This is a genomic window from Amycolatopsis sp. CA-161197 (assembly GCF_050942255.1).
Classification (GTDB): Bacteria; Actinomycetota; Actinomycetes; order Mycobacteriales; family Pseudonocardiaceae; genus Amycolatopsis.
Genome location: NZ_CP192059.1, coordinates 5768239 through 5794300 on the forward strand (window position 1 = coordinate 5768239; position 26062 = coordinate 5794300).

Genomic DNA, 26062 nt, shown 5'->3' on the forward strand with positions numbered 1-26062 from the left:
GCATGGCGGAGGAAGAACCCGGGGGCACGGCTGTCCCGAGGACCGGTCACGCCCGGCGCACGTTCCTGCTCGGCGCCGGTGCCGCCATCGCCGCCTCCGGCGCGCTGTCGGCCGCGTTGCACCACCCCGAGCCGGTGGAAGCGACGAGCGGGTTCGGCGCCGACTGGCTGTTCGGCCCGTTCGTGCCCGGCTGCACCGAAGTGGACTTCGACGACCGGTCCATGACGCTCGTGTCGGTGCCCCACTGCGTCACGCCGTTGTCGTGGGAGGGCTGGCACCCGAACGACTGGCAGCACCTGTGGGTGTACCGCCAGCACTTCTTCGTGCCGCCGCAGCTGCGCAAGAACCGCGCGTTCCTCCGGTTCGACGGGGTTCTCAGCGCCACCACCGTGTTCCTCAACGGCCGGCGCGTCGCCTCGCAGAGCGGCGGGTACCTGCCGCTCACGTGCGAGGTCACCGGGCTGCTCACCGACTCCGACAACGTGCTCGCCGTGGCGGTCGACGGCCGCTGGCAGCAGGACACTCCCCCGGACCTGCCCGAATACCCGAACCCGACGGCCATCGACTTCTACCAGCCCGCCGGGATCTACCGCACGGTCAACCTGTACGGCACCCCACAGGCCTACCTGTCCGATGTGTACGCCCAGCAGATCGCCGTGCTCACGCCGAACCGCGCCGTGGTGGTGCACTGCACCGTCGACGCGGCTAAGGCGGTGAAGGGGCCCGTGCGGCTCACGGCGACGCTGAGCCAGGCCGGCACCGAGATCGCCACCGCGGTCACCGACCGGACGGGTCTGCGCAAGGGCGAGACGAACACCACCGTCACGCTCGAAGGCCTCGACGCGGTGAAGCTGTGGGACGTCGACGAGCCCGCGATGTGCGACATCCTGGTCACGCTCTCGGTCGGCGGGCGCAAGGTCCACACCTACCCCGTGCGGACCGGACTGCGCGACGCCCAGTTCACTGTGGACGGTTTCCGCCTCAACGGCCGGCCGCTGAAGCTCTTCGGGCTCAACCGCCACCAGTGGTACCCGTTCGTCGGCGGCGCGATGCCCGAGCGCGTGCAGCGGCGCGACGCGGAGATCCTCAAGAACGAGCTCAACGTCAACATGGTGCGCTGCTCGCACTACCCGCAGTCGCCCGCGTTCCTCGACGCGTGCGACGAGCTCGGCCTCCTCGTGTGGGAGGAGCTGCCCGGCTGGGACCACGTGGGCGACACGGCGTGGCAGGAGCTCGCGGTGCGCGACGTGCACGACATGATCGTGCGCGACCGCAACCACCCGTCGATCATCGTGTGGGGCACGCGCGTGAACGAGACGCTGGGCCAGTACACGCTCTACGGCAAGACCGACCAGCTGGCCGCCGAGCTCGACCCCATGCGGCCGTGCACCGGCGCGGTCGCCGGGCAGAAGGGCTACGTCTCGCCGCTGTACCCGGTGAAGGAGAACGGCGGCGTCTTCTCGTTCAACGACTACAGCCGCCCGCCCTCGCGCAACGCGCCGCCGCCGCTGCGCCCGCCGCGCCGGGGCGTGCCGTACCTGGTGAGCGAAGCCGTCGGCACGCTCGTGGGCGCGCCGTACTTCCGGCGCACCGACGCCGCCGACGTGCAGCGGGAGCAGAGCATGCTCCACGCGTGGGTGCACGAGCACGCGGCGGCCGACCCGCGCTACTGCGGGCTGATCGCGTGGTGCGGCTTCGACTACCCGTCCGGCTGGTACCACTCGCTGCGCGGGGTGAAGTACCCCGGCGTGGTCGACTTCTTCCGGATTCCCAAGCTGGGCGCGGGTTTCTACCGCGCGCAACGGGCCCCGTCGCGCGGCGCGGTGATCGAGCCCGCGTTCTACTGGGACTTCGGGCCCGGCTCTCCGCGCGGCGGACCCGGCCGCAACGCGCTGATCTGGTCGAACTGCGACCAGCTCGTGGTCACCGTCGCGGGCCGGCGGCCGGTCACCGTGCAGCCCGACCACGCGCGGTTCCCGCACCTGAAGCACCCGCCGTTCGTGGTGAACCTGACCGTGACCGGGAAGGCGCGCCCGGACCTGACGATCGAGGGCCGGGTGAAGGGGCAGACGGTGCTGCGCCGCAGGTTCAGCGCCGACCCGACGTTCGACACGCTGGCCGTGGCCGCGGACGACGGCGCCATCACCGCCGACGGCCAGGACACCACACGCGTCACGCTGCGGTCCGTGGACCGCTACGGCGCACCGCGCCCGCACGCCCGCGGGGTGCTCAGCGTCGCGGTCGACGGGCCGGGAGTCCTGATCGGCGAGCAGTTCCTGGACTTCGGCGCGCTCGGCGGCGCGGCGGCGGTGTGGATCCGCTCGATGCGCGACACGCCGGGGACGATCACCGTGACCGCGTCGCATCCGTTTCTGGACGCGGGAACGGCCACGATCTCCGCGGTCTGAGCCACTCGCCGGACGCGGGTACGATCGAACCCGACGCCGGAGTGACACGAGAACGCCGGGAGGCGGCATGGCGCGGACGCTGACCCACACGGATCCGGCCGAGGTAACGTTGCAGCAGGCGCTCGACGCGCTGACCGATCCGGTGCGCCGCACGATCCTGCGCGAGCTCTCGGACGGCCCGGACTTCTCGCGCGCGTGCGGCACCTTCGACCTGCCGGTGTCGAAAGCGACGGCGAGCCACCACTTCGCGGTGCTGCGGTCCACGGGGCTGCTCGAACAGCTCGACCGCGGACCCCGCCGCTACAACCGGCTGCGCCGCTCCGAGTTCGACGCGCGCTTCCCCGGCCTGCTGGACCTGGTGCTCACCGAGCCCTGAGGCCCGGCCGGGCATCCGTCCACTTCGGACTCTTCAGTCACGGGCCAGGCCGTCGAGCCACTTCAGCAGCAGCTGCGTCTCCTCGGTGCCGAGAGTGGTGTCCTCGGTGCGCAGGAGCGCGGCGAGCTGCAGGGCCGCGGTGGGCAGCGGGGCGGTCGAGCTGTCGGCCTCCTCGGTGCCGTTCTCGGGCGTGAGCAGGCTGTCGTGCACGGCGTCGCGCACGCGCCGCGACAGCTCGGGATCGGTGTAGACCTGCGGCTGGGTGACCATGTTGAGCGCGACCCCGATGTTCGCCGACATCACGCGCTGCGCGGCGGCGTCCGGGTCGACGCGCAGCCGGCCGATGGCGGCGCAGCGCACGAGCACCTCTCGCAGCAGCCGCAGCGCTTCCTGCGCGGCGCTGGGGATCTCGGTGAACGCCGGGGAGTACATCAGCCGGTAGACGGCCGGGTGCTCCTGCGCGAACGCGATGTGGGTGTCCCAGCCGTTCTTGAGGTCGGCGATCGGGTCGGTCGACGGCTCGGCCGCGCGTTTCGTGGCCAGGTAGCGGTCGAACCCGTGGTCCACGACAGCCGAGAGCAGGCCGTTCTTGTCGCCGAACAGGCGGTACAGCATCGGCGCGCCGACCCCGACCGCCTCGCACACGGCGCGCGTGGAGATGTCGCGGTCGGGCGAGGCGTCGAGCAGCTTCTCGGCGGCCTCCAGCATCTGGGTGCGGATGTCCATGCAGCCAGTGTAGCTCAGATAACTCATTCGCGTAGCATTGTTACGCACGTCATAGCGTCGCTACGGTTCATCCCTATCAACGATAGGGCCGCACCCCCGGAAGGAGTGCGGCCCGGCGCGGTCACCAGGTGACCGGCACGCTCGAAACCCCGCCCGTGACGCGGTTGGAGCGGACCTCGAGGTCGTCGACGTCCACTGCCAGGCGCAGGTTCGGGAAGCGGCGGAACAGCGCGCTGAACACCACGCGCAGCTCGGTGCGCGCGAGGCTCGCGCCGATGCAGAAGAACCCGCCGTAGCCGAACGCGATGTGGGAGTTGGGTTTGCGGTCCGCGTCGAACTCCTCGGGGTCGGCGAACACGCCGGCGTCGCGGTTGGCCGACGACGTCGAGATCATCACGGCGTCGCCCCGCCGGATCGCGACCCCGCCGATCTCCACGTCCTCGTGGGCGTAGCGCAGCAGGCCGAGGCCGCCCGGCGCGGACATCCGCAGGATCTCCTCGACGGTGCTGTGCACGCGGCCCTCGGGGTCGGCGGCCAGCGCGTCGCGGCGCGCGAGGTCGGTGAGCAGGAACAGCACGCCGAGGTCGATGCGGTTCGACGTGGTCTCGTGGCCGGCGAAGAGCAGGCCCGCGGCCAGCCGGCCGAGGTCGTCGTCGGTGAACGTCGGATCGTCGGCCTGCGCGGCGACGAGGTCGGACACGACGTCCTGCGCCGGCTCCGCGCGCTTCTTGTCGGCCAGCTCGCCCATGTACGCGGCGAACTCGTCCATCGCGAGCTTCGCGTCGCCGCCGCTGTCGAGCACGCCGATGCGGTCGGACAGGTCGCGAAACTTGTCCCGGTCGGCGTACGGCACGCCGAGCAGCTCGCAGATCACCAGCACCGGCAAGGGGAACGACAGGAAGTCGTGCAGGTTCACGGGTTCGCCGCCCGCGGCGTCGTGCGCGGCCTCGAGCTCGTCGAGGCACCGGTCGGCGAGCTCCTGGACGTGCTCGCCGAGCTTGCGCATCCGGTTGGCCGAGAACGCCGGGACCAGCAGGCGCCGCAGCCGTGCGTGCTCGGCCTCTTCGGTCTCGTAGTCGCCCCGCGGTCCGCTCAGCAAGGCGGCGTCGGACACCGCCGAGGCCTCTTCCGGCTTCGGGTGCGAACGGCCGAAGCGCGGGTCGGTGAACACCGCGCGAGCCTCCTCGAACCGCGTCACGAGCCAGGCCGGGTCGCCGGCCGGCGTCGTCACCCGCGCGATCGGGCCTTCGCGGCGCAGAACCTGGTACAGGGGCGCGATCTCGAGCACGTTCGGCCGGTCGAACGGCAGCCGTGGCGCACGCTCGGTGGTGGTCATCGGGTCTCCTCCTCGGGTGACGGTTTCCGGGCCCGCGCACGCACCGTCGCGAGCCAGCTCAGTTCCTGCTCCGCCCGGCGGCCGACCTCGGCCAGCACCAGCCGGCTCCACGGGTTCTCCTGCGCCTCGGCGAGCTTCCCCAGCCGCTCGCCCTGAGCCACGAGCGCGGTCTCCCGCGCGTCGAGCACCCGCAGCCGTTCCGCGGGCTCGAGCCAGCCGAACCCGGCGAGCCGGGAGAGGAACTCGGTCGCATCGCCGGCCAGGTCGGGCGGCAGATCCGCGAGCAGGTCGTGCAGCAGTTCACGGCCGACGTCGGTGATCGTGTAGACGTGCCGCGGCGGCTTGCCCTCCTGCGTCTCGGCGCTGCGCGTGACGGCGCCGGCTTCGGCGAAGCGGCGCAGCGCCGGGTAGAGCGAGTTGTTGGACAGCGCCCGGCCGCTGGACTCCTCGACCTTCCGGCGCAGTTCGTAGCCGTGCATGGGCTGCTTGGCGAGGCTCGCGAGCAGCAGGACGTCGATCCACATCTAGGTCACCGTAACCTAGGTTATCGTGACCCAACAACGGCCGAACGAGTCACGTCGGCGGAAAATCTCCGTCAGGCGCGCAGGACGGCAGCGCCGGTGAACCGGCCCGCCGCGAGGTCCGCCAGCGCCTCGTCCGCGCGGGCCAGCGCGTACGGACGCGTGGTCACTTCGAGGTGGTGGCGGCCGGCGAAGGCGAGGAACTCCCGGGCGTCGGCTCGCGTGTTGGCCGTGACGCTGCGGAGCTGCCGCTCCTGGAACAGGTGCCGCTGGTAGTTCAGCACGGGCACATCGGACAGGTGGATGCCCGCGATCGCGAGCGTGCCGCCGCGGTCCAGCGCGGCCAGCGCGCCGGGCACCAGCCCGCCGGCGGGGGCGAACAGGATCGCCGAGTCGAGCGGCTCGGGCGGCGGCTCGTCGCCCGCCGAGGCAGCCCCGAGGTCGAGCGCGAGCCGCTGCGCCGCGCGGCCGCGCGTGACCACGTGGACGGTCGCGCCCCGCGCGAGAGCCACCTGCGTGGCGAGGTGCGCGCTGCCGCCGAAGCCGTACACGCCGAGGCGCCCGCCTTCGGGCACTTCGGCCCGCAGCAGCGCGCGGTAGCCGATGAGCCCGGCGCACAGCAGCGGCGCCAGCTCGTCGTCGCCGTAACCGGCGGGCAGGGGGAGGGCGTAGTCCGCCGGGACCACGGCGTACTCCGCGTAGCCGCCGTCGGCGTCCCAGCCCGTGTAAAGCGATGCGGGGCACAGGTTTTCCGTGCCCCGCAAGCAGAACTTGCACGTGCCGCACGTGTGGCGCAGCCACGCGATCCCGACGCGGTCACCGATGGCGAAGGTGCCGCTCGCGCTTTCACCGAGGGCGGCGACCTCGCCGACCACCTCGTGCCCTGGGGTCACCGCCGGCCGGTGCACCGGCAGATCCCCTTCCGCCACGTGGAGATCCGTGCGGCACACGCCGCACACGAGCACCCGCACGAGCAGTTCACCGGGCGCCGGTTCGGGCACCGGTCCGTTCGCGGGCGTCAGCGGCGCGGTGCCGATCGGCCCCGGCGCCGTGACGCGCCACGACCGCATGGTGGCCGGCAGTCCCGTCATCGCCGCTCCTTCGTCCGGGAACCCGAACGTACCGCGCGCGGTGCGGGGCGGCGGGCTTTCCCCCGCCCCGCACCACCCGGTCGGTCAGCGGCCGCTCCACTGGAAGGTGACGGTGGCGCCGGGGCCCACGGTCGCGTCGAACGAGCGGTCACCCGAGACGACGGTGAACTTCTGCTCGGTCTTCGCGGTGTTCAGCGCGACCACGGTGGTCGAGCGGTCGGGGGTCGTGAACGCGACCGCCTCGATCGGCGTGCTGCTGCCGCTGGTGTAGACCACGGACGAGGCGATGCGCACCGAGCCCGGCGGCACGAACTTCGAGAAGTGCTCGATGTCGCGGTACTGGTCGTTGTAGGTCACGGCCTTCGTCTGCGAGTTCACGGTGATGGTGCCGTTGCAGGTGCCGCAGCCGCCCAGGTGCGGGCCGTGGTTCTCGTCGAGCGCGATGTTCCAGTCGATGGAGCTGCGGCCCCAGTTGCGCATCACGCCGAGGATCGTCGACGAGTCGCCGCCCTCGCACTCGGTCATGAAGATGTCCTTGCCGGGGAACGAAGCCTTGAGCGGCGTCTGGGCGTCGGACGAACCGTAGTAGCAGTGGTAGGCGGTGCCCGCCATCCACTTCGCGGCCGGGGTGGACAGCAGGTCGTACGGGTACTCCGGCTGCGGGTCCTCACCGGCCCGCTGGTGCGAGGCGATGTCGCCGGGGTGCTCGCTCCAGTTGTGGTCGAAGCCGAGGATCTTCGTGTCGAGCCCGGCGGCGTGGATGGCGGGGCCGAGCGCCTCGATGACCTTCGCCTCCTGCTGCCACGGCAGATCGGTGCCCGGGTAGTTGTTGCGCTCCAGTGCCTGCGGCTCGTTCTGCACGGTCAGGTAGTCCACGTGCACGCCGGCGTTGCGGTAGGCCTGCAGGAACTTCACGAGGTACAGCGCGTAGGCGCGGTAGATCTTCGGCGAGTCGATGAGCTTGCCGTCGATCATCGAGCCGGACGTCTTCATCCAGCCCGGCATGCTCCACGGGCTCGCGACGATTTCCAGCTGCGGGTTGAGCTTCTTCGCCTGGCGCACGAGCGGGAGGATCTGCGCTTCGTCGTGGGCGATGGAGAAGTGCTTCATGTCGTAGTCGGTCTGCCCGGCCGGCAGGTCGTCGTAGCTGTAGTCCTGGCCGACGGCGAAGTCCGACGCGCCGATGGGCTGGCGCAGGAAGCTGATGCCCGCGCCGGCGCGCGGGTCGAAGAGGTTCTTCATGACCTCGTCGCGGTTGACCGGGGTGAGGCCGTAGAGCACCTGGGCCGACGAGTCGGTGATGGCCGCGCCGAAGCCGGACACGGTCTGGAACTTGACGCCGCCGTCGACGCGGACCGTCGTGGGTGCCGCCGCGGCCGGGCTCTGCCAGCTCAGCTGCGTGTCGACGGGCGTGGCGTCACCGGGGTTCGTGAGCCACTCGTGGACCGTCCGCGACACGGCGGCCGGCGCGGACGGGTTTGCGGCGGCGGGCGCGATCTCGGGCCCGGAGGCGGCGGTCGCCGACCCGGCCGCCACGGTCACGGCGGCCGCCGCGGCCGTCACCGAACACAGCACTCTTCGCAAGCGCGGCATGCAGATTCCTTCGTTTCACGGGGAAAACCCAGCGGACACGGCACCTGATCGGCACCGCGGGGAACCCGGGCCCGCGTTGGCGGCCGCGACCGGGGGTCCGCACCGACACAACCAAACCGCCGGCGCCGTGACAAGATCCCCGCTCCGGTTTCCCTTCGTTCAGGCGGTTTGTCCGCACGTCCGGCCCTTTCCCGTGCCACTGACCGGCAACCGCCCGCGCCGGTTCCCGTTGCCGGGCAAGGCAATTCAGCCTGCTGAACGCGGACTCGTTACGGTGGCCCGAATCAACTCACGTGAGGAGATCCCCGGTGGGAAAACTTCGCCACGGCCTGTACCTGCCGCCGTTCGGACCGTTCGGCGACCCGGCGGTGCTGGTCGAGCTCGCCGTGCGAGCCGAGGCCGCCGGCTGGGACGGGGTGTTCCTGTGGGACCACGTCGTGCCCGGCGAGCCGCCGATCGCGGACCCGTGGACCACGCTCGCCGCGATCGCCCAGGCGACGAGCACGATCCTGCTCGGCCCGATGGTCACTCCCCCGGCGCGGCGCCGGCCGTGGGTGCTCGCCCGCCAGGCCTCCACCGTCAGCCGCCTCTCGCGCGGGCGGCTCGTCCTGGGTACCGGCCTCGGCTCTGACGAGACCGGCGACTTCAGCCGCTTCGGCGAGCCCCTCGGCCCCCGCTCGGCGAAGTTCGACGAGGCCTTGGCGATCATGCGCGCCGTCTGGTCGGGCGCCGAGGTGCACCACCGCGGCACCCACTTCCACGTCGACCTCGACGCCGGCGCACCCGAGCCCCACCCCATCCCCGTCTGGACCGCCCTGTCCACCGACCACCCGCGCGTCCTCGCCCGCGCCACCAGGGGCGACGGCATCTTCCCCCTCGCCGGCCCCCACCCGCCGGCACCGGACGAGCTGGCCCGCCTGGTCACCGCCACGCGCCCACCGGGCCGCCCCTTCGCCGTCGCGGTGGCCGGCAACGCCAGCCCCGCCTGGGACCACCCCTCACCGGTCGACCTCGGCGCACTGACCGAGGCGGGCCTGACGTGGTGGCTCGAATCGCTCATCCACTTCGACCCCCTCGACCTCTCCATGACGGTCGTCGACGCCGGGCCGCCACGCCGGTCAGACCTCCAGCCGAACGCGACCCCGCATTCGACACCGGAGCCCCCGGCCCGCAGTCGCAACGAGGCCACCATCGACCCCGGCACGTTCACCACGCCGCCCCCGGGCCCCGCACCGTCGTCGACGCCGAGCACCCCGGCCGGCAACCTGGCGCTCTCACCAAAGCCGACCGCGCTCTCGACCTCTCGATGACGGTCGTCGACGCCGGGCCGCCACGCCGGTGAGGGCGTGGCCTGCCAGGGTGGGCCGGGGCTGATACTTTCGGGACGACCACGGTTGAGCACCCAGCCGTCACCAGACCGTGTCCCGGCTCGAGGCCGGGCACCGGGCCTGCTGTCAGCGGCTGTCTGGCGGGCCCGTGACCGCGGAGGGAACCTGTCGTGACCGACGACCTCAGAGCGGCCGGCGCGCGGCGCCTGCCCACGCTCGACATCACCACCACGACCGCCGGCGGCACGACGGTGGTCACCGCCGCCGGGGAGATCGACACGGCGGTGTCGGACGCGTTGCGAGACCAGCTCGTCGCGGCCCTCGAAGCCCGCCCCGGCGTGCTCGTCGTGGATCTGTCCGAAGTGCCGTTCTGCGACTCCAGCGGCCTGTCGGTGCTGATCGACGTGCGGGGCCGCGCGACCGAGGCCGGGATCCCGTTCCGCATCGTGACGCAGCAGCGCGGCCTGCTGCGGCCGATCGGGCTGCTGCACCTCGACTCGGTGCTGGAGATCCACCCGGACCTGGAGGCGGCCACGTCGTAGTGCGAGGCCGCTGCGGCGGGCCTAATGTCCTCGCATGAGCGATCTGCCACGATTTCCCGAGGAGCCCAACCAGCCGCCGCCCTCCAACGAACCCCCACGTCCGGCCGTGCCCAGCACCATCACGGTCGCGTTCTGGGCGTTCGTCGTCTCGACCGTGATCGGCATCGTCGGCGCCCTGCTGCTGTTCGGGCAGAAGGACGACCTCATCGACGCCGCGCGCCGCACCAACCCGAACCTCGGCCAGGCCCAGCTCGACCAGGCCGCGAACATCGCGCTCATCGTGGCGGTCGTGATCGCGGTGATCATCGCGCTGCTGTACCTGCTGTTCGCGGTGAAACTGCGGGCCGGGCGCAACTGGGCGCGGATCGTGCTGACCGTGCTCACGGTGCTGCAGGTCCTGTCGCTAATCGCGGGCAGCGGCGGCACCTGGCTGAGCTACCTCTCGGCACTCGCGGCCGTGATCGGCGTCGTGTTCTCGTTCCTCGGCGACTCCAACGCCTACATCGCGGCTGGCAGGCAGGTTCGGCGGTAACCACTCCGGCGGTGGCTGGCGGCTCTAGTGCACGTGCACTATTCTGGGTGTTCGGTTGAGCCACCAGCCGCCGCGATTTCACCGCGCTCCGGGAGCGTTGGCGCCGATCGGCTGGAAGCCTGAACTCCGGTCCGGGTCGGCCGTCACCCGGGTGCGCGGCCTACGAGAGGCGGGCCGCCATGAGCGCCCTACGCCGCACGAAAGCCCCGTCCGTCAGAGTCGGCCACGTCGACCCGAAACACCTGCTCACCCTGCACGTCCACCGGCCTGTCCCCGGAGCTTCCGTGGTGGAGGTGGTCGGCGAGGTCGACCTCTGCACCGCGCCCCACCTCGCCGAAGTCGTCGAGGCCCGCATCCGCAGCACGGTCGGCGTGGTGATCATCGACCTGAGCCGCACCACGTTCCTCGCCGTCGCCGGCCTCAAGGTCCTGCGTCGCATGCAACTGCTGGCCCAGCTGTTCGACACCGACTTCTACGTCGATCCCGGCGACTCGCACCCCGCTCGCCGCCTGCTCGAGCTCATGCCGCTCGGCTGCGAACGCCCGGGCGCCGCCGCGGGCCTCTCGCCGGTCGACGTCCCCGGCCAGCGGCGGCTCACCCCCTGAGGGTTTCCCGCCGCACCCCGCGAAACCCGGGCCCCGGTGGCAAGATCTCCACGGGGACCACCACCGCGGACGCCGGGAGAGCACCATGCGCATCGGTTTCACCCTGCCCCAGTTCGGCCCGTTCGCCGGAGACGGCTCGGGCGTCACCCGCTTCGCCCGGCGCGCCGAGGAGCTCGGCGCCGCGAGCCTCTGGGTCGGCGACCGCCTGCTCGCACCGGTGCACCCGAAGGTCGGGTACGGCGGCTCCGACGCGATCCCGGCGGAGTTCTCCGTGCGGCTCGACCCGTTCGCACTGCTGGCCGCCGCGGCCGCGGTCACCGAGCGGGTGCGGCTCGGCACCAACGTGCTCAACGCGCCCTGGTACCCGCCCGCCCTGCTGGCGCGCTCGCTCACCACGATCGACGCGCTCAGCGGCGGCCGGCTGGTCCCGGGGCTCGGCACGGGCTGGTCTCCCGAGGAGTACGAGGCCGTGAACGTGCCGATGACCGAACGCGGCGCGCGGCTCGACGAATGCCTCGACGCCCTCGAAGCACTGTGGACGACCGATCCCGCCGAGTACCGCGGCCGGCACTGGACCGTGCCCGAGACCCACGACTCGTTCAAGCCCGTCCGCACGCCACCGGTGTACCTGGCCGGGTACGCACCGGCCGCGATGCGCCGGATCGCGCGGCGGGCGGCCGGCTGGCTCCCGGTGATCACACCGCCGGCCGAGTACGACCCGGCGACCGCGATCCTCGCTCCGCTGGCCAACCTGCGGCAGCTGGCCGCCGACGCCGGCCGCGACCCCGCGGAGCTGGGCGCCATCCTGCGCGTCTATCCGCGGGCCGACGCCGGCGTGGCCGACGTGGTCACGGCCATCGAGCGCACCGCCCAGGACACCGAACTGGACGACGTGTTCGTGGATCTCACCTTCACCGCGCGCAGCACCGACCACGCGCTGGAGCTGGTGGAGACGATCCTGGGACAGACGTCGCACGAGCCCGCGTGACGCGTTCACCCTCCGTTGGTTGCCCGCCGGGGTCCGGAGTGTCGAAGATGTCGGGATGATCGAGCGCCACCACCACCGGCACGAGTCCGACGAGAACGACGGGCTCGCCGAAGCCGCCCGGCGCGCCGGCTTCGACCTCGGGACCGACATCGCCCAGCCGGTGGCCGGGCACGACCACAACGCTTTCGACGCGGAGGTCGACCTCGGCGTGGACGGTGAGCCGCCGCAGCTGCGCGACTGAGCCAAGATCGTCCCCGGGCACGAGGATGGCCCCCGACCGGAGCCAGGTCGGGGGCCATCGTCTCGGGGCCGGTGCGCCGTGCCCGCCTCTCGGCGGTTCGCACGACGCGGCGCCGGCCGGATGCCTTGCGCAGCCGGACCGAGCACCGCTTCGACGAGGGGTGAGCCCGGCGGACACGAGCGCATCGACCACCTCGTTCAACATCACGAGCGGCGATCGCTATTCCCGCTCAGGCGGGCCCGGATCCGGGGTCGCGGAAGTCGTCGGGGCTGACCTCGTCGAGCAGGTCGCGGAACTGGCGGATCTCGTCCTCGGTGCCCACGCCCGGCTCTCCGCCGAGCGCTTCGGCCGGGTCCTCGCCGCCGGCCACCGTCACGTCCACCGCGGCCTCGGCCAGCACGGCCTCGGCGACGTCGATGGGTGCGTGGGCGCGCAGCCCCACCGCGATCGCGTCACTGGGCCGCGCCGAGACGCGCACGCCGTCCGAGAGCACCAGGTCGGCGTGGAAGATGCTGTCGCGCAGCTCGGTGACCTCGACGCTCGTCACGTGCCGCCCGAACGCCGACACCACCTCGAGGATGAGCTCGACCGTGCCCGGCCGGGCGGAGGTCACCTGTTCCTGCGCGGCGGCCAGTTCCTGTGCCTCCGGTGCGCCGATGGTGATGGCCAGCCAGCGGCGCTGCCCCGTTTCCTCACGCAGCAGCACCACCGGCGCCACCTCCTGGGCGACGACGGCGAGGCCCTGGACCCGCACTTGCACCATGTGGTTCACCCGCTTCCGGACTGAGATCCCCCTCGGGGACATACCCAGTGTCGCGCGCGGGCACGCGTACCCGCGCGGGGTGGGGTCAGGTAAAACTGGACACGGCGGCCACGAACTCGGCCGCCACGTCGTAGAGCTTGCGGTTTCCGTCCTGCGAACGCTTCACGAGCCGTTGGAAAGCCTCTTCGGCGGTGATGCGGTGCGCGGCCATCAGGATGCCTTTGGCCTGGTCGATCACGGCTCGCGTCTCGAGCGCGCGGTTGAGCTGCGCCACCAGCTCCTGCGCGTCGAAGTAGCGCCGCGCGCTGCGCAGGCCGAACACCACCGTGGCGGTGTAGAGCTCCAGGATTTTCACCTCGAGGTCGCTGAACCCGTGTTCACCGAACCCGAACAGGTTCATCGCGCCGCTCATGTCGCCGTCGACGGTGAGCGGGGCGGCGAGGAAGCTCGCCACGCCGAGCTCCTCGGCGGCCGAGGCGAACTGCGGCCACTGGTCGGCCACCGCGCCCACCCCGACCCGCACGGGCGCGCCGGTCTCGGCCGCGCGCAGGCACGGCCCGTCGCCGATGCGGTACTGCTCGCGGTCGAAGTTCACCGCGCGCTGGTCGGTGCTGGCGACGGTCTCCCCGACGCCGTCCCGGACCAGCGTGATGCTGGCCATGTCCGCTCCGGCGACCACACCGACCACGTGCTCGCAGACCGCCTGCAGCATCTGGCCGAGATCGAGTTCCTGGTGGTCGAGCATCGCGGTCAGCGACTCCATCGCCACGGTGACTTCGTCAAGCCGCGCGGATAGCCGTTCCTGGCCGCCGGTCATGTTTCCCAGGCCCCTTCTCTTGGGTACTTGAAGGGCGCTGCTGACCAGGCGAGACCCGGGCGCGCGCCACCACTGGCCGCTAGCGCTTTAACGGGTCCTCGGGCGACATTACTGCATCCCGATCACCTGTCCGACACGCGGTGCCGCTCCCTCCGCACCGCCCGGTCGGTGAAAAGAACCGAGGTGTCGAAGCCCGGCCGAGTGGGTATGCGGGGGGCATGGAGAACGAAGCAGCCGGCAGCTCGCCGAGCCACGGGATGCCGGCGGTCGACCACCTGCTCGACGAGGTGATCGAGCTGCGCCTGCCCGCCGAGACCGGGCAGATCCCGCTGGTGCGGATGCTGGCCCAGGCCGTGGCCGCGCGCGCCGACTACGGGCTCGACGCGATCGCCGACGCGAAGATGGCCGTGGACGAGGCCTGCGCGCAGCTCGTCGAGCTCGCCGACCTCGGCGAGATGATGACGTGCCGCTTCCGCGTGGCACCCGAGGGCATCGCGATCACCGTCGAGACCCGCACCGGGCACGCCCGGCTGCCGAGCGAGCGCAGCTTCGGCTGGCACGTGCTCACGACGCTGGCCACCGCCGTGTCGGCCACCAGCGCCCCCGCTGCCGACACCGCGGGCAACACCCTGGCCATCCGGCTGGAGCTGGCCCCGGGGACGGCCCGGTGAACAAGCCGCCGGTCACCCGGCGCCGTGACGAGTACGCCCACACGGTGCCGCTGTTCGAAGAGTTCGCCGCCCTCGACGCGGACGATCCGCACCGCCCGCGCCTGCGCGAACAGCTCGTGACGGAGTTCCTCCCCGTCGCCGAGCACATCGCCACGCGCTTCACCGGCCGCGGCGAGCCCCGCGAAGACCTCGTGCAGGTGGCCCGGATCGGGCTGATCAACGCGATCGACAGGTTCACCCCGGACCGCGGCCCCGACTTCCTGTCCTTCGCCGTGCCCACGATCATGGGCGAGATCCGCCGCCACTTCCGCGACACGGGCTGGTCCGTGCGCGTGCCGCGCCGGCTGAAGGAACTGCACCTGTCCCTCAGCCACGGCTCGAGCGCGCTGTCGCAGACCCTCGGCCGCGCACCCACTCCGACCGAGCTCGCCGAGCACTTGGGACTCGATGTCACCGAAGTCCACGAAGGTCTCATCGCCGGCAACGCCTACCAGACGCTGTCGGTCGACAAGCCCGTGCACGACGACGCGGAACCCCTGTCGCTCGCGGACACCCTCGGCGAGGAAGACGCGGAACTCGAGCACATCGAAAACCACGAGGCACTGGAACCGCTGCTGCGCGAACTGCCCCAGCGCGAACGCGCGATCCTCGTGATGCGCTTCTTCGGCGGTCTCACGCAAACCCAGATCGCCGACCGCGTGGGCATTTCCCAGATGCACGTCTCGCGCCTGCTGTCACAGACCCTGGAACAACTTCGCGGAAAACTCACCACCGACCCGTGAGCACGGCAATAATCGAAATCTTTTCACCGGACACGCCGGAAACCGCCACGCGGCAACGGAAATCTCCGCGGTCAGCGCAGCCGCACCCGTTACGGAAAAACGATTTCTTCACCCGCCGGAGCGACCCCGTTGTCCACCCCTTCGTCTTCTGCAAGGATTCATTCCCGTCCACGACGAAGGAGTGTCCGGTGGCTTCGATCCTCAACCCGTACATCAGCTTCCGCGACGACGCCCGGCAGGCGATGGAGTTCTACCGGGACGTGTTCGGCGGGACGCTGACCGTCAACACGTTCGGGGAGTCCGGCATGCCCGACTCCCCCGCGGCTGACAACATCATGCACGCTCAGCTCGAGACCGAGAACGGGTTCACGTTGATGGCGGCCGACACGCCGCCGGGCATGGACCACAACCCCGGCACGAACATCTCGGTGAGCCTCAGCGGCGACGACGTCGACCAGCTGCGCGGCTACTGGGCCAAGCTCTCCGACGGCGGCACCGTCGCGGTGCCGCTGGAAAAGCAGATGTGGGGCGACGAGTTCGGCATGTGCGTCGACAAGTTCGGCATCGGCTGGATGGTCAACATCACGCAGCCGCAGGCCTGAGCCCGTCCGGCGGCGGTGCGCGGATCGCCGCGCGCCGCCGCCGGGCGACCACCGCGTGTCCGCGCAGCCGTACCGGGAGCAGATGTGATGCGGGTCGTGATCGTCGGGGGCGGGTTCGCCGGGTACAACGCGGCCAAGCGGCTGCGCAGAACCGCGGGCGACGACGTGGAAGTCGTGGTGGTCAACCCCACCGACTACTTCCTCTACCTGCCGTTGCTGCCGGAGGTCTCGGCCGGGCTGCTCGACCCGCGCAGCATCACCGTCTCCATCCCCGGCACCCTGCGCGGCGTGCGGCTCGTGCTCGGCACGGTGACCACTGTGGACTTCGACGGGCACACCGTGGGCTACACCGATCCCGAGGACCGCGCCCACGAGCTGTCCTACGACCGGCTCGTGCTCGCCGCCGGCAGCGTGAACAAGCTCCTGCCCATCCCCGGCGTCGCGGAGACCGCCCACGGGTTCCGCGGGGTCCCGGAGGCGCTCTACCTGCGCGACCACATCACCCGTCAGATCGAGCTCGCCGCCGCGACCGACGACCCCGAGGAACGCGCGGCTCGCTGCACGTTCGTGGTCGTGGGCGCCGGTTACACCGGCACCGAGGTCGCGGTGCAGGGCCCGGCGTTCACCGGCGCGCTCGTCGCCCGCCACCCCGAGCTGGGCGGACAGCCGGTGCGCTGGCTGCTGCTCGACATCGCCGACCGGGTGCTGCCCGAGCTGTCGCCACGCCTGGGCCGGACCGCCGACGCAGTGCTGCGCGAACGCGGCGTCGAGGTGCTGACGAAGACGTCGGTGCAGGACGCCACCCCCGACGCTGTCACGCTCACCACCGGTGAACGCGTCCCGACGCGGACGCTCGTGTGGTGCGTCGGGGTGCGGCCCGATCCGCTCGTCGCCGACGTCGGCCTGCCCACGGCCAAGGGCCGTGTCGTGGTGACCGCGCGGCTCGGCGTGCCGGGCTACCCGGACGTCTTCGCGTGCGGCGACGTCGCGGCCGTGCCCGACCTGACGCGGCCGGGTGAGTACACGGCCATGACCGCGCAGCACGCGGAACGCCAGGGCAAGCTCGCGGGGACCAACGTCGCCGCGTCACTCGGGTACGGCACCCCCGGCACCTACCGCCACCACGACCTCGGGTTCGTGGTCGACCTGGGCGCGGGCCGCGCCGCGGCCAACCCGCTGCACGTGCCGCTTTCGGGCTGGCCCGCGAAGATCGTGACCCGCGCCTACCACCTGCTGGCGATGCCGGGCAACCGCCTGCGCACCGCCACCGGCTGGGGGCTCGCGACGGTGAGCCGCCGCCCGACCGTCCAATTGGGACTCGTCCGGGGCTCGTCCGTGCCACTGGACACGGATTCCCCGGAGGTACCGCACCGCCGATCCTGAGTCCACTGTGGACTGATCAGGCCTTCACCTCGACCGCCGCGCCCACCGGCAGCCCGGCGAAGAACGCCTCCGAGTCGGCGTCGGTCAGGTGGATGCAGCCGTGGGAGGGCTTGTCCAACGGCCCCGCGTGGAACGCGATCCCGCCGGCCGCGAAGAACACCGAGTTCGGCATCGGGTCGCCGTACTCACTGCTCGTGTGCACCTTGTCCTTCCACGCCACCTTGAAGCTGCCCACGGGCGTCGGCTGGCTCGCGTCGCCCGGCTCCATCGCGACCGGGCCGCGCACGACGACGCCGTCCTTGAGCAGCCACGCGAGCCGCAGCGACAGGCTCGCGCACGCGCCGGTCGTCACCGCGCACGGCGGGGGCGGAGGCGGCGGCGGGGTGGTCGGCGCCGGCGGGGTCCCGGTGGTGGTGGGCGTGAGGTGCGACGTCTCGGCCAGCGGCGTGGGGGTGGTGGTGGCCGCCTGCGGTGCGGCGCACGCCGTCAGTGTGGCCGCGGCGGCCACGAGCACTCCCGTCGCGAAGGTCTTCGCCTGCATCGACAACTCCTGTCGTCCGGTCCCCGTGATCAACGGGTGAGCGGACGGGAAGGTTGAGTCCGTGACCGCCGACACTACCGGCAGGGAATGTTGACGTGTCAGCAAAGCCTGGTAGGTTCGACGCCAGGACCTCGCGAGGAAGTGGACATGGAACTCGGTATCTACAGCTTCGGCGACCGGACGCCCGACCCGGTGACCGGTGAACAGGTGTCGGTCGCGCAGCGGCTCGCCGAGACGGTGGAGCGCATCAAGCTCGCCGACGAGCTCGGGCTCGGGTTCTACGGCCTGGGCGAGCACCACCTGGAGCACTACGCCATCTCGAACCCCGCCACCGTGCTGGCCGCGGCGGCGAGCGTCACCGAGCACATCACGCTCGCAAGCGCGGTCACGGTGCTCTCCACCGAGGACCCGGTGCGCGTCTACCAGCAGTTCACCACGCTCGACCAGCTCAGCCGCGGCCGCGCGGAGCTGCTCGCCGGGCGCGGGTCGTTCACCGAGTCGTTCCCGCTCTTCGGCGCCGACCTCGGCGACTACGACGAGCTGTTCGAAGAGAAGCTCGCCCTCCTGCTGCGCATCGACCGCGAGGACCCGATCACGTGGTCGGGCCGCTTCCGCCCGCCGCTGACCGACGCGCACATCTACCCGCGCCCGTACGGCCGGCGCCTGCGCATCTCCGTCGGAACCGGTGGCAACCCGGAGTCCTCGATCCGCGCCGGGCTGCTCGGCCTGCCCGTGGTCTACGCCGTGATCGGCGGTGAGCCGGAGCGGTTCGCGCCGCTGGTGGACCTCTACCGCCGCGCGGCCGCGGCCGGCGAGCACACCGACGACGAGCACGACGTGACCATGGGCGCGATCGGTTTCATCGCCGAGAAGTCCCAGGACGCCAAGGAAACCTTCTACCCGTACTGGCTCGAGACGATGAAGTGGGGCGCGCGCTCGCGCGGCTGGGCCGTGCCCACGCGCCGGGAGTACGACCAGTACACCGAGGGCGCCCGCGCGCTGTTCGTCGGCAGCCCGGACGAGGTCGCCGAGCGCATCATCACCGTCGGCAAGCTGACGGGCGCCGACCGCTACGCCATGCAGATGGACTGGTCGGGCGTGCCGCACGCGAAGGTGATGAAGGCGATCGAGCTGCTGGGCACCGAGGTGCTCCCGCAGATCCGCAAGGAGTTCGGCTGACGCCCGGGCGGGCGTGAAGGCTCAGCAGAACTGCTTCGCCCCGCCGGCCAGCCGCGCCGCCCGCTCCACCGCCACGTGCAGCAGATCGCTGGGGGCGCAACACGTTTCCACCAGACCGGCGACGAGGGCCGCCTCCGCCGTGAACGTGCGCTCGCCCGAGCGGACCGTGCGCCAGACCGGGCCGGCGTGGCGGCGCAGCACCGTCTCGACGGCGGGCGGCACGTGCGCGGCCGCGCCGAGCCCGAGCCGCCCCTGCGCCATCACGCGCAGGTCGGCGGCGGCCGCCAGCGCGTAACCGGCACCCAGCGCGTCTCCGCCGATCGCGGCGACGACCGGGCTCGGGTGGTTGGCGATCGCGAGCACGGCCCGCTCCAGCCGGTCGGCCGCGCCGGCGAAGCCGCGGGCGAACACGTCGTCCCCGCCGGTGAGGACGACCGCGTAGGAGCCGCCGATGTAACCCAGCGCGGCGGTGATCCGGTCCAGCGTCTCGGGAACCATGCTCCCGCAAGGGTTCTCGTGCATCCGGACCACCGCGACGCCGTGGTCGTGCTCCAGGTCGATCATGCGCCGTCCTCCCCGCACCCGATCGCAGCGTCCCGCGCGAGACGGCTCACGACGGGATGTCGATGCCGTAGTCGCGGATCTTGCGGTAGATCGTGGCCCTCGACATGCCGAGGGAGTGGGCCGCGCGGGACTTGTTCCCGTCGGCGTCCAGGAGGCTGCGCACGATCGCGTCGCGCTCCAGCGACTCCAGCGGGTTGAGCACGCGCTTGACCACCGTCCGGCACTCCGGCGGCAGGTCCTCGGGCTCGATCACGCCCGCGCGGCGGGTGTGCACGACCTTGCGCAGCACCTGCCGCAGCTGCGCGACGTTGCCCGGCCACTCGTTGCGCAGCAGCAGCTGCAGCGCGGCCGGCGAGCAGTGCAGCAGCGGGCCCTTGCCCAGCTGCGCGAGCAGGAACGGCACGAGCACGCGCACGTCCTCGATGTGGTGCCGCAGCGGCGGCACCGTGACCGACGTCGGGAAGTGGCGCATCAGGTCGGTGTCGAGTCCGTCCTGCTCCCCCTCCGACACCGTCGCGACGCCCCACACGCGCGCGTCGAGCCGCGCGTCGTCCAGCACCGCGGCGAGCGCGCGCTGCTCGTCCCGCGAAAGCTTGTCCAGGTGGCGGAACACCACGGTGCCCGGGCCCTTGCGCAGCGCCCGCCGCACCGGGGCCTCCCACTCCCCCGCCTTGACGCCGTCGAGCTCCACGACCTCGCACGGCGCGCTCGCCGTCGAGCCGGAGTGCGCGGCGCGGGCCATGGCGAGCTTGCCGCTGCCGGGTTCGCCCTCGACCACGGTCCACTTGCGGTTGCGCGCGAAGCGGCCGACCGAGTGACACGCCCGCACCCACAGCGCCCCCGTGCCGACGATGCCGGGCAGCACGGGCTGACGTGTGTCGGTGCGCGCCGACACGACCTCGGGCTCCTGCAGCAGCCGGGCCCGCACGACGCCGCCGGCCGGGCCGACGTCACTGGAGACCGGCGTGTAGGACAACCGCGCGCGGGCACCGCTGGGCAGGTCCATCGACAGCGAGCGGTCCGACTGCGAGCTCAGCGCCTCCACGGCGCGGGCCAGCAGCGCGGCCTGGTCCTCGGGCACGAGCAGCTGGCGGGCGTGGTCGTTGAGCATCACGAGGTCGTTGTTGACCGCGAGAACGATGCCCTGCCCACGCCGGCACGCCCGCAGGTACGCCGAGAACAGGCTCAGCTCGCGCAGGCCGACCTGGTTGGTCAGCTCCGTCTCGATGTCGTGCGCGGTCGCCTTGGCCAGGGCCAGCAGCAGCGGGCCGGCGTCCTTCTTCCAGCACGTGAGGTCCAGCAGCCCGAGGACCTGGCCCGAGATCGGGTGGCGGATGGGCACGCCGGCGCACGCGAGCGTGTCGAGGTTCTCCGCGTAGTGCTCGTGACCGAACACCGCGGTCGGCTGCCTGCCTTCGAGTGCCGTGCCGATCCCGTTCGTGCCGACGAACTCCTCGGCGTAGCTGAACCCGCGCGCGAGCTGCACCCCGTCGAGGTACCGCTCGAGCGCGCGGTCTTCGGTCCGGCGATCGAGCACCAGCGCCTGGTCGTCGGTGAGCACCACGCTCACCGCGAGGTCGCTGAGCTTGTCCTCCAGGGCGTCGAGCACCGCGCCCGCGCTCTGCAGCAGGGGCGTCTCGAGGTCGGGATCCGCCACGTACGGAGTTCTCACGTGGTCGGCGGCCACCCGGTGCGTCCGGGACCGCCACCACGAAGCGAGGATCGTCTTGCGGACGCTTTCCGCGTCGACCTCCTCCGTGGACAAGAACTGCTCCCTGGCGTTCGCCAGCCTGTCCGGCGACGAAATGGAGGCGCCTGCGTCGGTCAAAGCCTCACCTCCCGGCAGTAGGGCGTCGTGCGCCCCGGCCAGGCACACGACGTCGTGTGCCAGTCACCATAACCGCAGCGTCGACCACTGCCTGTCTCATATTGAGACCACCATCACAGGGTACTCGCGGTGTCATTCCCTGCATCCGGACGGCGACGTGCGAGCTGCATCCGGTGCCCGGCGGCCAGGCGGCCGGGAACCGGATCATCACCCGCGAGCGGCGCGAACCAAGCCGAGCCAGGAACTGCCGACGACCGATCAGGTGGAGGTACACGGCGTGAGTCGACAAAGTCTGAGCAAGGCGCACAAGAAGATCACGGAACTGTCGTGGGAACCGACCTTCGCGACCCCCGCGAAGCGCTTCGGGACCGACTACAAGTTCGACAAGGCCCCCAAGAAGGACCCGCTCAAGCAGATCCTTCGGTCCTACTTCCCGATGGAGGAGGAAAAGGACAACCGCGTGTTCGGTGCCATGGACGGCGCCATCCGCGGCAACATGTTCCGCCAGGTCCAGGAACGCTGGATGGAGTGGCAGAAGCTGTTCCTGTCCATCATCCCGTTCCCGGAGATCTCGGCTGCCCGCGCGATGCCGATGGCGATCGACGCGGTGCCGAACCCCGAGGTGCACAACGGCCTCGCGGTGCAGATGATCGACGAGGTTCGCCACTCGACGATCCAGATGAACCTCAAGCGTCTCTACATGAACCACTACATCGACCCCGCCGGGTTCGACATCACGGAGAAGGCGTTCTCCAACAACTACGCCGGCACCATCGGCCGGCAGTTCGGCGAGGGCTTCATCACCGGTGACGCGATCACCGCGGCCAACATCTACCTCACGGTGGTGGCCGAGACCGCGTTCACGAACACCCTGTTCGTCGCCATGCCCTCGGAGGCGGCGGCCAACGGCGACTACCTGCTGCCCACGGTGTTCCACTCCGTGCAGTCCGACGAGTCCCGCCACATCAGCAACGGCTACTCCATCCTGCTGATGGCGCTGGCGGACGAGGACAACCGGCAGCTGCTCGAGCGCGACCTGCGTTACGCGTGGTGGAACAACCACTGCGTGGTCGACGCGGCCATCGGCACCTTCATCGAGTACGGCACGAAGGACCGCCGCAAGGACCGCGACAGCTACGCGGAGATGTGGCGCCGGTGGATCTACGACGACTACTACCGCAGCTACCTCATCCCGCTCGAGAAGTACGGCCTGAAGATCCCCCACGACCTCGTCGAAGAGGCCTGGAACCGGATCATCAACAAGCACTACGTGCACCGCGTGGCGCAGTTCTTCGCCACCGGCTGGCCGGTGAACTACTGGCGCATCGACCCGATGACCGACACCGACTTCGAGTGGTTCGAGTCGAAGTACCCGGGCTGGTACAACCAGTTCGGCAAGTGGTGGGAGGCGTACAACCGCCTGCGCTACCCGGGCAAGAACAAGCCGATCGCGTTCGAGAACGTGGGCTACGAGTACCCGCACCGCTGCTGGACCTGCATGGTCCCCGCCCTCATCCGCGAGGACATGGTGACCGAGAAGGTCGACGGCCAGTGGCGCACCTACTGCTCGGAGACCTGCGCCTGGACCGACACCACGGCGTTCCGCGGCGAGTACGAAGGCCGCGAGACCCCGAACATGGGCCGGCTCACGGGCAAGCGCGAGTGGGAGACGCTCTACGACGGCATGGACCTCGCCGACATCATCTCCGACCTCGGCTACGTCCGCGACGACGGGAAGACCCTCATCCCGCAGCCGCACCTCGACCTCGACGACCCGAAGAAGCTGTGGACCCTCAACGACGTCCGCGGGATCACCTTCGGCAGCCCGAACATCGCCCTCAACAAGATGTCGGACGCCGAGCGCGAGGCGCACATCGCCGCGTACAAGGCGAACCCGAACGTCACGGTGGCCTGAGGCCGCACCCCGAAACGGTTCCCGCCGGGGTGCCCGGGTTCGAATCCCGGGTGCCCCGGTGGGTGCCCCCATCCCCAGGAGCGGCGTCCATGGGCGACAAGCACAAGATCCGGTTCGAACCGGTCGGCATCGACATCGAGGCCGACGAGGACGAGACCATCCTCGATGCGGCCTTCCGGCAGGGCGTCATGCTCATGCACGGCTGCAAGGAGGGGCAGTGCTCGGCGTGCAAGTCCTTCTTGCTCGAGGGCGACCTGCAGATGGACCGGTACTCCACGTTCGCGTTGGCCGACTACGAAAGCGAAGAAGGGTTCGTGCTGCTCTGCCGAGGGCACGCGTACTCCGACCTCGAGATCGAGCTGACCAACTACGACGAGGACATGATCCGGTCCGGCCTGCCGGTCGTCACGGCGGGAACCACGGTGGAGTCCATCACCGACCTGACCCACGACATCTCGCTCGTCCGCCTGAAGGTGGACGAGGACGCGGGCATCCGGTTCCACCCGGGGCAGTACGTGGACATCAAGATCCCGGGAACGGACGAGCACCGTTCGTTCTCCATGGCCAACGTCACGGTGGCCGACGGGATCCTCGAGTTCATCATCAAGCGCTACCCCGGCGGCAAGTTCTCCTCACTGCTCGAAGGATCCCTGTCCGCCGGCGACCCGCTGGAGGTGACCGGGCCGTACGGCACGTTCACGCTGCGGGTCAGCTCCGACCGTCGGCTGGTCTTCGTCGGCGGCGGGGCCGGGATGTCCCCCATCCTGGCGCTGCTGCGGCAGATGGCGGAAAGCGGCAACGAGCGCGACGTCGTGTACTACTACGGCGCCCGCACCGAGCGGGACCTCTTCCACCTCGAAGAGATGGCGGAGCTCGCCCGGCAGCTGCCGAAGTTCCGGTTCGTGCCGTGCCTGTCCGACACCGCTCCCGAAGGCTGGCCGGGTGACGGCGAAGGCGAGCTCGGGCTCGTGACCCAGGTGCTCGAACGGCGGGAGGACAACCTCGCCGAGTGCGACGTGTACCTGTGCGGCCCGCCGCCGATGATCGACGCGGCCCTGCCCCTGCTGGAAAGCCTGGGCGTGCCGTCAGATCAGGTCTTCTACGACAAGTTCACGATCACGGCCGCGGCGGAGGACTGACCACCGCGCGCCGATCCCACCCGAAGCAGGCCACCACACACAGAGAGGTGTGCTCATGGTCAGTACGGAAAAGCCCCAGCAGAGCTTCCCGAAGCCGGAGTTCACGGGCGCCGAAGCCGGGCTGCTGGACTTCCCGAGCTCGAAGAGCCGAAGCTACAACTACTTCAAGCCGCGCAAGCTGCGCGCGACGATGTACGAGGACGTGACCTTCGACGTCCAGCCCGACCCCGAGCGGCACCTCTCGCAGGGCTGGATCTACGGCTTCGCGAACGGCCCGGGCGGCTACCCGAAGGAGTGGACGGAGCTCAAGTCCGGCAACTGGCACCAGTTCCTCGACCCCAACGAGGAGTGGGAACAGACGATCTACCGGAACAACTCCAACGTCGTCCGGCAGATCCAGCTCAACCTCGAGAACGCCAAGAAGGCCGGCGCCTACGACAACTGGGCGCCGAGCTGGGTCAAGTTCGTGGAGCGGCACCTGGGTGCGTGGATGCACGCCGAGCACGGTCTCGGCATGCACGTGTTCTGCTCGGAGCAGCGGTCGGCCCCGACGAACATGATCAACAACGCGATCGCCGTGAACACCGCGCACAAGCTGCGCTTCGCCCAGGACCTGGCGCTCTACAACCTGGACCTGACGGAGTCGGGCATCGAGTTCGACGGTGCCGTGCACCGTTCGGTGTGGCACGAGGACCCGGCGTGGCAGGGCGTTCGCGAGAACGTGGAGCGCCTGACCGCGATCGGCGACTGGGCCGAGTCGCTGTTCGCCGCCAACGTGGTGTTCGAGTCCCTGGTGGGCGTGCTCTTCCGCAGCCACCTGGTGATGCAGGTGGCCGCCCGCAACGGCGACTACGTCACGCCGACCGTCGTCGGTGCCGGCGAGCACGACTACGAGCGGGACCGCAGCTACACGCGGGCCCTGTTCAGCATGCTCACCAGCGACGCCGAGCACTCCGCGCACAACAAGCAGGTGCTCACGTCGTGGCTCGAGAAGTGGGTGCCGGTCTCCGTGGCCGCCGCCCGCACGCTGCAGCCGATCTGGTCGCAGCCGCAGGAGAAGGTCGTGACCTTCGCCGAGTCCTGGGACGCGTCGGTGACCAACCTGCGCAGCCTCCTGTCCGACCTCTCCCTCGACGAACCGAAAGGGCTGCTTTCATGACCGCGAGCAGGCAGTTTACCGTCGACCGCACCGCGTCGAACATGTGCGGCGTCACCCTGATGAACAACCAGAACGGCTACGTCGTGGCTGAGGTCATGCGCGGCAAGCCGGGTGTCACGGTGGCGGAGTACCCGTCCATGATCCGCGTGGACGGCACGAACAAGATCGTCTTCAACTGGGACGAGATCTCCGAGGCGATCGGCTTCGACTTCGAGCAGCCGGACTTCGAGGAGATCATGTCGACGCACTACGGCCGCATGGTCCACCTCGACGACGAGACGGTCCTGTTCGCCAACCCGGAGGACGCCGCGGAGTACATCGACTTCGATCTCGAACCGGTCGAGTAGCCCGCGCACGACCACCGGTTCGCGCCGAGGGGGGTCGGGCCGGGACGGAGCACACCCGTCCCGGCCCCGGCCCCCGGGCGCCCTT

General features: G+C 70.9%; 27 protein-coding genes. 17 read left to right on the forward strand and 10 right to left on the reverse strand.

The features are described 5' to 3' along the window. Nucleotides 1–2: 2 nt before the first annotated feature. Nucleotides 3–2408, forward strand: a complete 2406-nt coding sequence (locus tag ACQPXB_RS26855) for a glycoside hydrolase family 2 protein (RefSeq protein WP_432844856.1) — start codon at nucleotides 3–5, stop codon at nucleotides 2406–2408. Nucleotides 2409–2475: 67 nt separating this feature from the next. Further along, a complete protein-coding gene (locus ACQPXB_RS26860; protein WP_220241202.1) occupies nucleotides 2476–2784 on the forward strand; it encodes an ArsR/SmtB family transcription factor in 309 nt (102 codons plus the stop codon). Between the two features lie 33 nt (nucleotides 2785–2817). On the opposite strand, the gene ACQPXB_RS26865 is transcribed toward ACQPXB_RS26860, so the two are convergent. The 5 genes from ACQPXB_RS26865 to ACQPXB_RS26885 all read right to left on the reverse strand — a co-directional run bounded on the left by ACQPXB_RS26865 (nucleotide 2818) and on the right by ACQPXB_RS26885 (nucleotide 8051). After that, entirely contained in the window at nucleotides 2818–3510 is a 693-nt protein-coding gene (locus ACQPXB_RS26865) for a TetR/AcrR family transcriptional regulator (RefSeq protein WP_366576633.1), read from the reverse strand. Between the two features lie 121 nt (nucleotides 3511–3631). Further along, nucleotides 3632–4846, reverse strand: a complete 1215-nt coding sequence (locus ACQPXB_RS26870; protein ID WP_432844858.1) for a cytochrome P450 — start codon at nucleotides 4844–4846, stop codon at nucleotides 3632–3634. After that, nucleotides 4843–5370 (reverse strand): PadR family transcriptional regulator, encoded by a 528-nt coding sequence (locus tag ACQPXB_RS26875; protein WP_366576637.1) that lies wholly within the window; start codon nucleotides 5368–5370, stop codon nucleotides 4843–4845. The genes ACQPXB_RS26870 and ACQPXB_RS26875 overlap by 4 nt, the downstream gene beginning before the upstream one ends. A 71-nt stretch (nucleotides 5371–5441) precedes the next feature. Then, nucleotides 5442–6437 carry a zinc-binding alcohol dehydrogenase family protein gene (locus ACQPXB_RS26880; protein ID WP_432856799.1) on the reverse strand — a complete coding sequence of 332 codons (996 nt, stop codon included), beginning with the start codon at nucleotides 6435–6437 and terminating at the stop codon, nucleotides 5442–5444. 105 nt (nucleotides 6438–6542) lie between these two features. Next, on the reverse strand, nucleotides 6543–8051 hold the full coding sequence (locus ACQPXB_RS26885) for a glycoside hydrolase family 30 protein (protein ID WP_432844859.1): 1509 nt from the start codon (nucleotides 8049–8051) through the stop codon (nucleotides 6543–6545). Nucleotides 8052–8359: 308 nt separating this feature from the next. Between ACQPXB_RS26885 and ACQPXB_RS26890 the strand changes: the two genes are divergently transcribed. The 6 genes from ACQPXB_RS26890 to ACQPXB_RS26915 all read left to right on the forward strand — a co-directional run bounded on the left by ACQPXB_RS26890 (nucleotide 8360) and on the right by ACQPXB_RS26915 (nucleotide 12287). After that, entirely contained in the window at nucleotides 8360–9361 is a 1002-nt protein-coding gene (locus ACQPXB_RS26890) for an LLM class flavin-dependent oxidoreductase (protein WP_432844860.1), read from the forward strand. A gap of 188 nt (nucleotides 9362–9549) precedes the next feature. After that, nucleotides 9550–9921 (forward strand): STAS domain-containing protein, encoded by a 372-nt coding sequence (locus tag ACQPXB_RS26895; protein ID WP_366576643.1) that lies wholly within the window; start codon nucleotides 9550–9552, stop codon nucleotides 9919–9921. Nucleotides 9922–9955: 34 nt separating this feature from the next. Then, nucleotides 9956–10453: a hypothetical protein gene (locus tag ACQPXB_RS26900; protein WP_366576645.1), complete on the forward strand. Its 498-nt coding sequence runs from the start codon at nucleotides 9956–9958 to the stop codon at nucleotides 10451–10453. A gap of 179 nt (nucleotides 10454–10632) precedes the next feature. After that, entirely contained in the window at nucleotides 10633–11058 is a 426-nt protein-coding gene (locus ACQPXB_RS26905; RefSeq protein WP_366576647.1) for an STAS domain-containing protein, read from the forward strand. Between the two features lie 85 nt (nucleotides 11059–11143). Continuing rightward, nucleotides 11144–12046, forward strand: coding sequence for a TIGR03619 family F420-dependent LLM class oxidoreductase (locus ACQPXB_RS26910; protein WP_432844861.1), 903 nt, complete (start codon nucleotides 11144–11146; stop codon nucleotides 12044–12046). 55 nt (nucleotides 12047–12101) lie between these two features. Then, nucleotides 12102–12287 carry a hypothetical protein gene (locus tag ACQPXB_RS26915; RefSeq protein WP_432844862.1) on the forward strand — a complete coding sequence of 62 codons (186 nt, stop codon included), beginning with the start codon at nucleotides 12102–12104 and terminating at the stop codon, nucleotides 12285–12287. 229 nt (nucleotides 12288–12516) lie between these two features. Here the strand turns inward: ACQPXB_RS26915 and ACQPXB_RS26920 are convergent, their stop codons facing one another. Both ACQPXB_RS26920 and ACQPXB_RS26925 read right to left on the reverse strand, forming a co-directional pair. Continuing rightward, complete coding sequence (locus ACQPXB_RS26920) at nucleotides 12517–13050, reverse strand: bifunctional nuclease family protein (protein WP_364058612.1); 534 nt, start codon at nucleotides 13048–13050, stop codon at nucleotides 12517–12519. Between the two features lie 85 nt (nucleotides 13051–13135). Further along, nucleotides 13136–13867 carry an ANTAR domain-containing response regulator gene (locus tag ACQPXB_RS26925; RefSeq protein ID WP_366576655.1) on the reverse strand — a complete coding sequence of 244 codons (732 nt, stop codon included), beginning with the start codon at nucleotides 13865–13867 and terminating at the stop codon, nucleotides 13136–13138. A 218-nt stretch (nucleotides 13868–14085) separates the two neighbouring features. Between ACQPXB_RS26925 and ACQPXB_RS26930 the strand changes: the two genes are divergently transcribed. From ACQPXB_RS26930 to ACQPXB_RS26945, 4 genes are all read left to right on the forward strand, one after another. Further along, nucleotides 14086–14538: an ATP-binding protein gene (locus ACQPXB_RS26930; RefSeq protein ID WP_432844863.1), complete on the forward strand. Its 453-nt coding sequence runs from the start codon at nucleotides 14086–14088 to the stop codon at nucleotides 14536–14538. Further along, nucleotides 14535–15320 carry a SigB/SigF/SigG family RNA polymerase sigma factor gene (locus ACQPXB_RS26935; RefSeq protein WP_366576659.1) on the forward strand — a complete coding sequence of 262 codons (786 nt, stop codon included), beginning with the start codon at nucleotides 14535–14537 and terminating at the stop codon, nucleotides 15318–15320. The genes ACQPXB_RS26930 and ACQPXB_RS26935 overlap by 4 nt, the downstream gene beginning before the upstream one ends. A 188-nt stretch (nucleotides 15321–15508) precedes the next feature. Further along, complete coding sequence (locus ACQPXB_RS26940; protein WP_432844864.1) at nucleotides 15509–15922, forward strand: VOC family protein; 414 nt, start codon at nucleotides 15509–15511, stop codon at nucleotides 15920–15922. Nucleotides 15923–16009: 87 nt separating this feature from the next. Further along, nucleotides 16010–17305 carry an NAD(P)/FAD-dependent oxidoreductase gene (locus tag ACQPXB_RS26945; RefSeq protein ID WP_432844865.1) on the forward strand — a complete coding sequence of 432 codons (1296 nt, stop codon included), beginning with the start codon at nucleotides 16010–16012 and terminating at the stop codon, nucleotides 17303–17305. Nucleotides 17306–17321: 16 nt separating this feature from the next. Here the strand turns inward: ACQPXB_RS26945 and ACQPXB_RS26950 are convergent, their stop codons facing one another. After that, nucleotides 17322–17846, reverse strand: a complete 525-nt coding sequence (locus ACQPXB_RS26950) for a L,D-transpeptidase (RefSeq protein WP_366576665.1) — start codon at nucleotides 17844–17846, stop codon at nucleotides 17322–17324. 147 nt (nucleotides 17847–17993) lie between these two features. Here ACQPXB_RS26950 and ACQPXB_RS26955 point away from each other — a divergent pair, with 147 nt between their 5' ends. Further along, on the forward strand, nucleotides 17994–19025 hold the full coding sequence (locus ACQPXB_RS26955) for an LLM class flavin-dependent oxidoreductase (RefSeq protein WP_366576667.1): 1032 nt from the start codon (nucleotides 17994–17996) through the stop codon (nucleotides 19023–19025). 21 nt (nucleotides 19026–19046) lie between these two features. On the opposite strand, the gene ACQPXB_RS26960 is transcribed toward ACQPXB_RS26955, so the two are convergent. Together ACQPXB_RS26960 and ACQPXB_RS26965 are read right to left on the reverse strand one after the other, a co-directional pair. Further along, nucleotides 19047–19589 (reverse strand): enoyl-CoA hydratase-related protein, encoded by a 543-nt coding sequence (locus ACQPXB_RS26960; RefSeq protein WP_366576669.1) that lies wholly within the window; start codon nucleotides 19587–19589, stop codon nucleotides 19047–19049. A 46-nt stretch (nucleotides 19590–19635) separates the two neighbouring features. Then, a complete protein-coding gene (locus tag ACQPXB_RS26965) occupies nucleotides 19636–21354 on the reverse strand; it encodes a sigma-54-dependent Fis family transcriptional regulator (protein WP_432844866.1) in 1719 nt (572 codons plus the stop codon). A 340-nt stretch (nucleotides 21355–21694) separates the two neighbouring features. Between ACQPXB_RS26965 and ACQPXB_RS26970 the strand changes: the two genes are divergently transcribed. The 4 genes from ACQPXB_RS26970 (at nucleotide 21695) to mimD (ending at nucleotide 25977) form a co-directional block, all read left to right on the forward strand. Then, entirely contained in the window at nucleotides 21695–23332 is a 1638-nt protein-coding gene (locus ACQPXB_RS26970) for an aromatic/alkene/methane monooxygenase hydroxylase/oxygenase subunit alpha (RefSeq protein WP_285966586.1), read from the forward strand. Nucleotides 23333–23421: 89 nt separating this feature from the next. After that, entirely contained in the window at nucleotides 23422–24471 is a 1050-nt protein-coding gene (locus ACQPXB_RS26975; protein WP_366576674.1) for an FAD-binding oxidoreductase, read from the forward strand. Between the two features lie 55 nt (nucleotides 24472–24526). Then, complete coding sequence (locus ACQPXB_RS26980) at nucleotides 24527–25630, forward strand: aromatic/alkene monooxygenase hydroxylase subunit beta (RefSeq protein WP_386945108.1); 1104 nt, start codon at nucleotides 24527–24529, stop codon at nucleotides 25628–25630. Continuing rightward, complete coding sequence (gene mimD / locus ACQPXB_RS26985) at nucleotides 25627–25977, forward strand: propane 2-monooxygenase effector subunit MimD (protein ID WP_360603108.1); 351 nt, start codon at nucleotides 25627–25629, stop codon at nucleotides 25975–25977. The genes ACQPXB_RS26980 and mimD overlap by 4 nt, the downstream gene beginning before the upstream one ends. Nucleotides 25978–26062 lie beyond the last annotated feature (85 nt).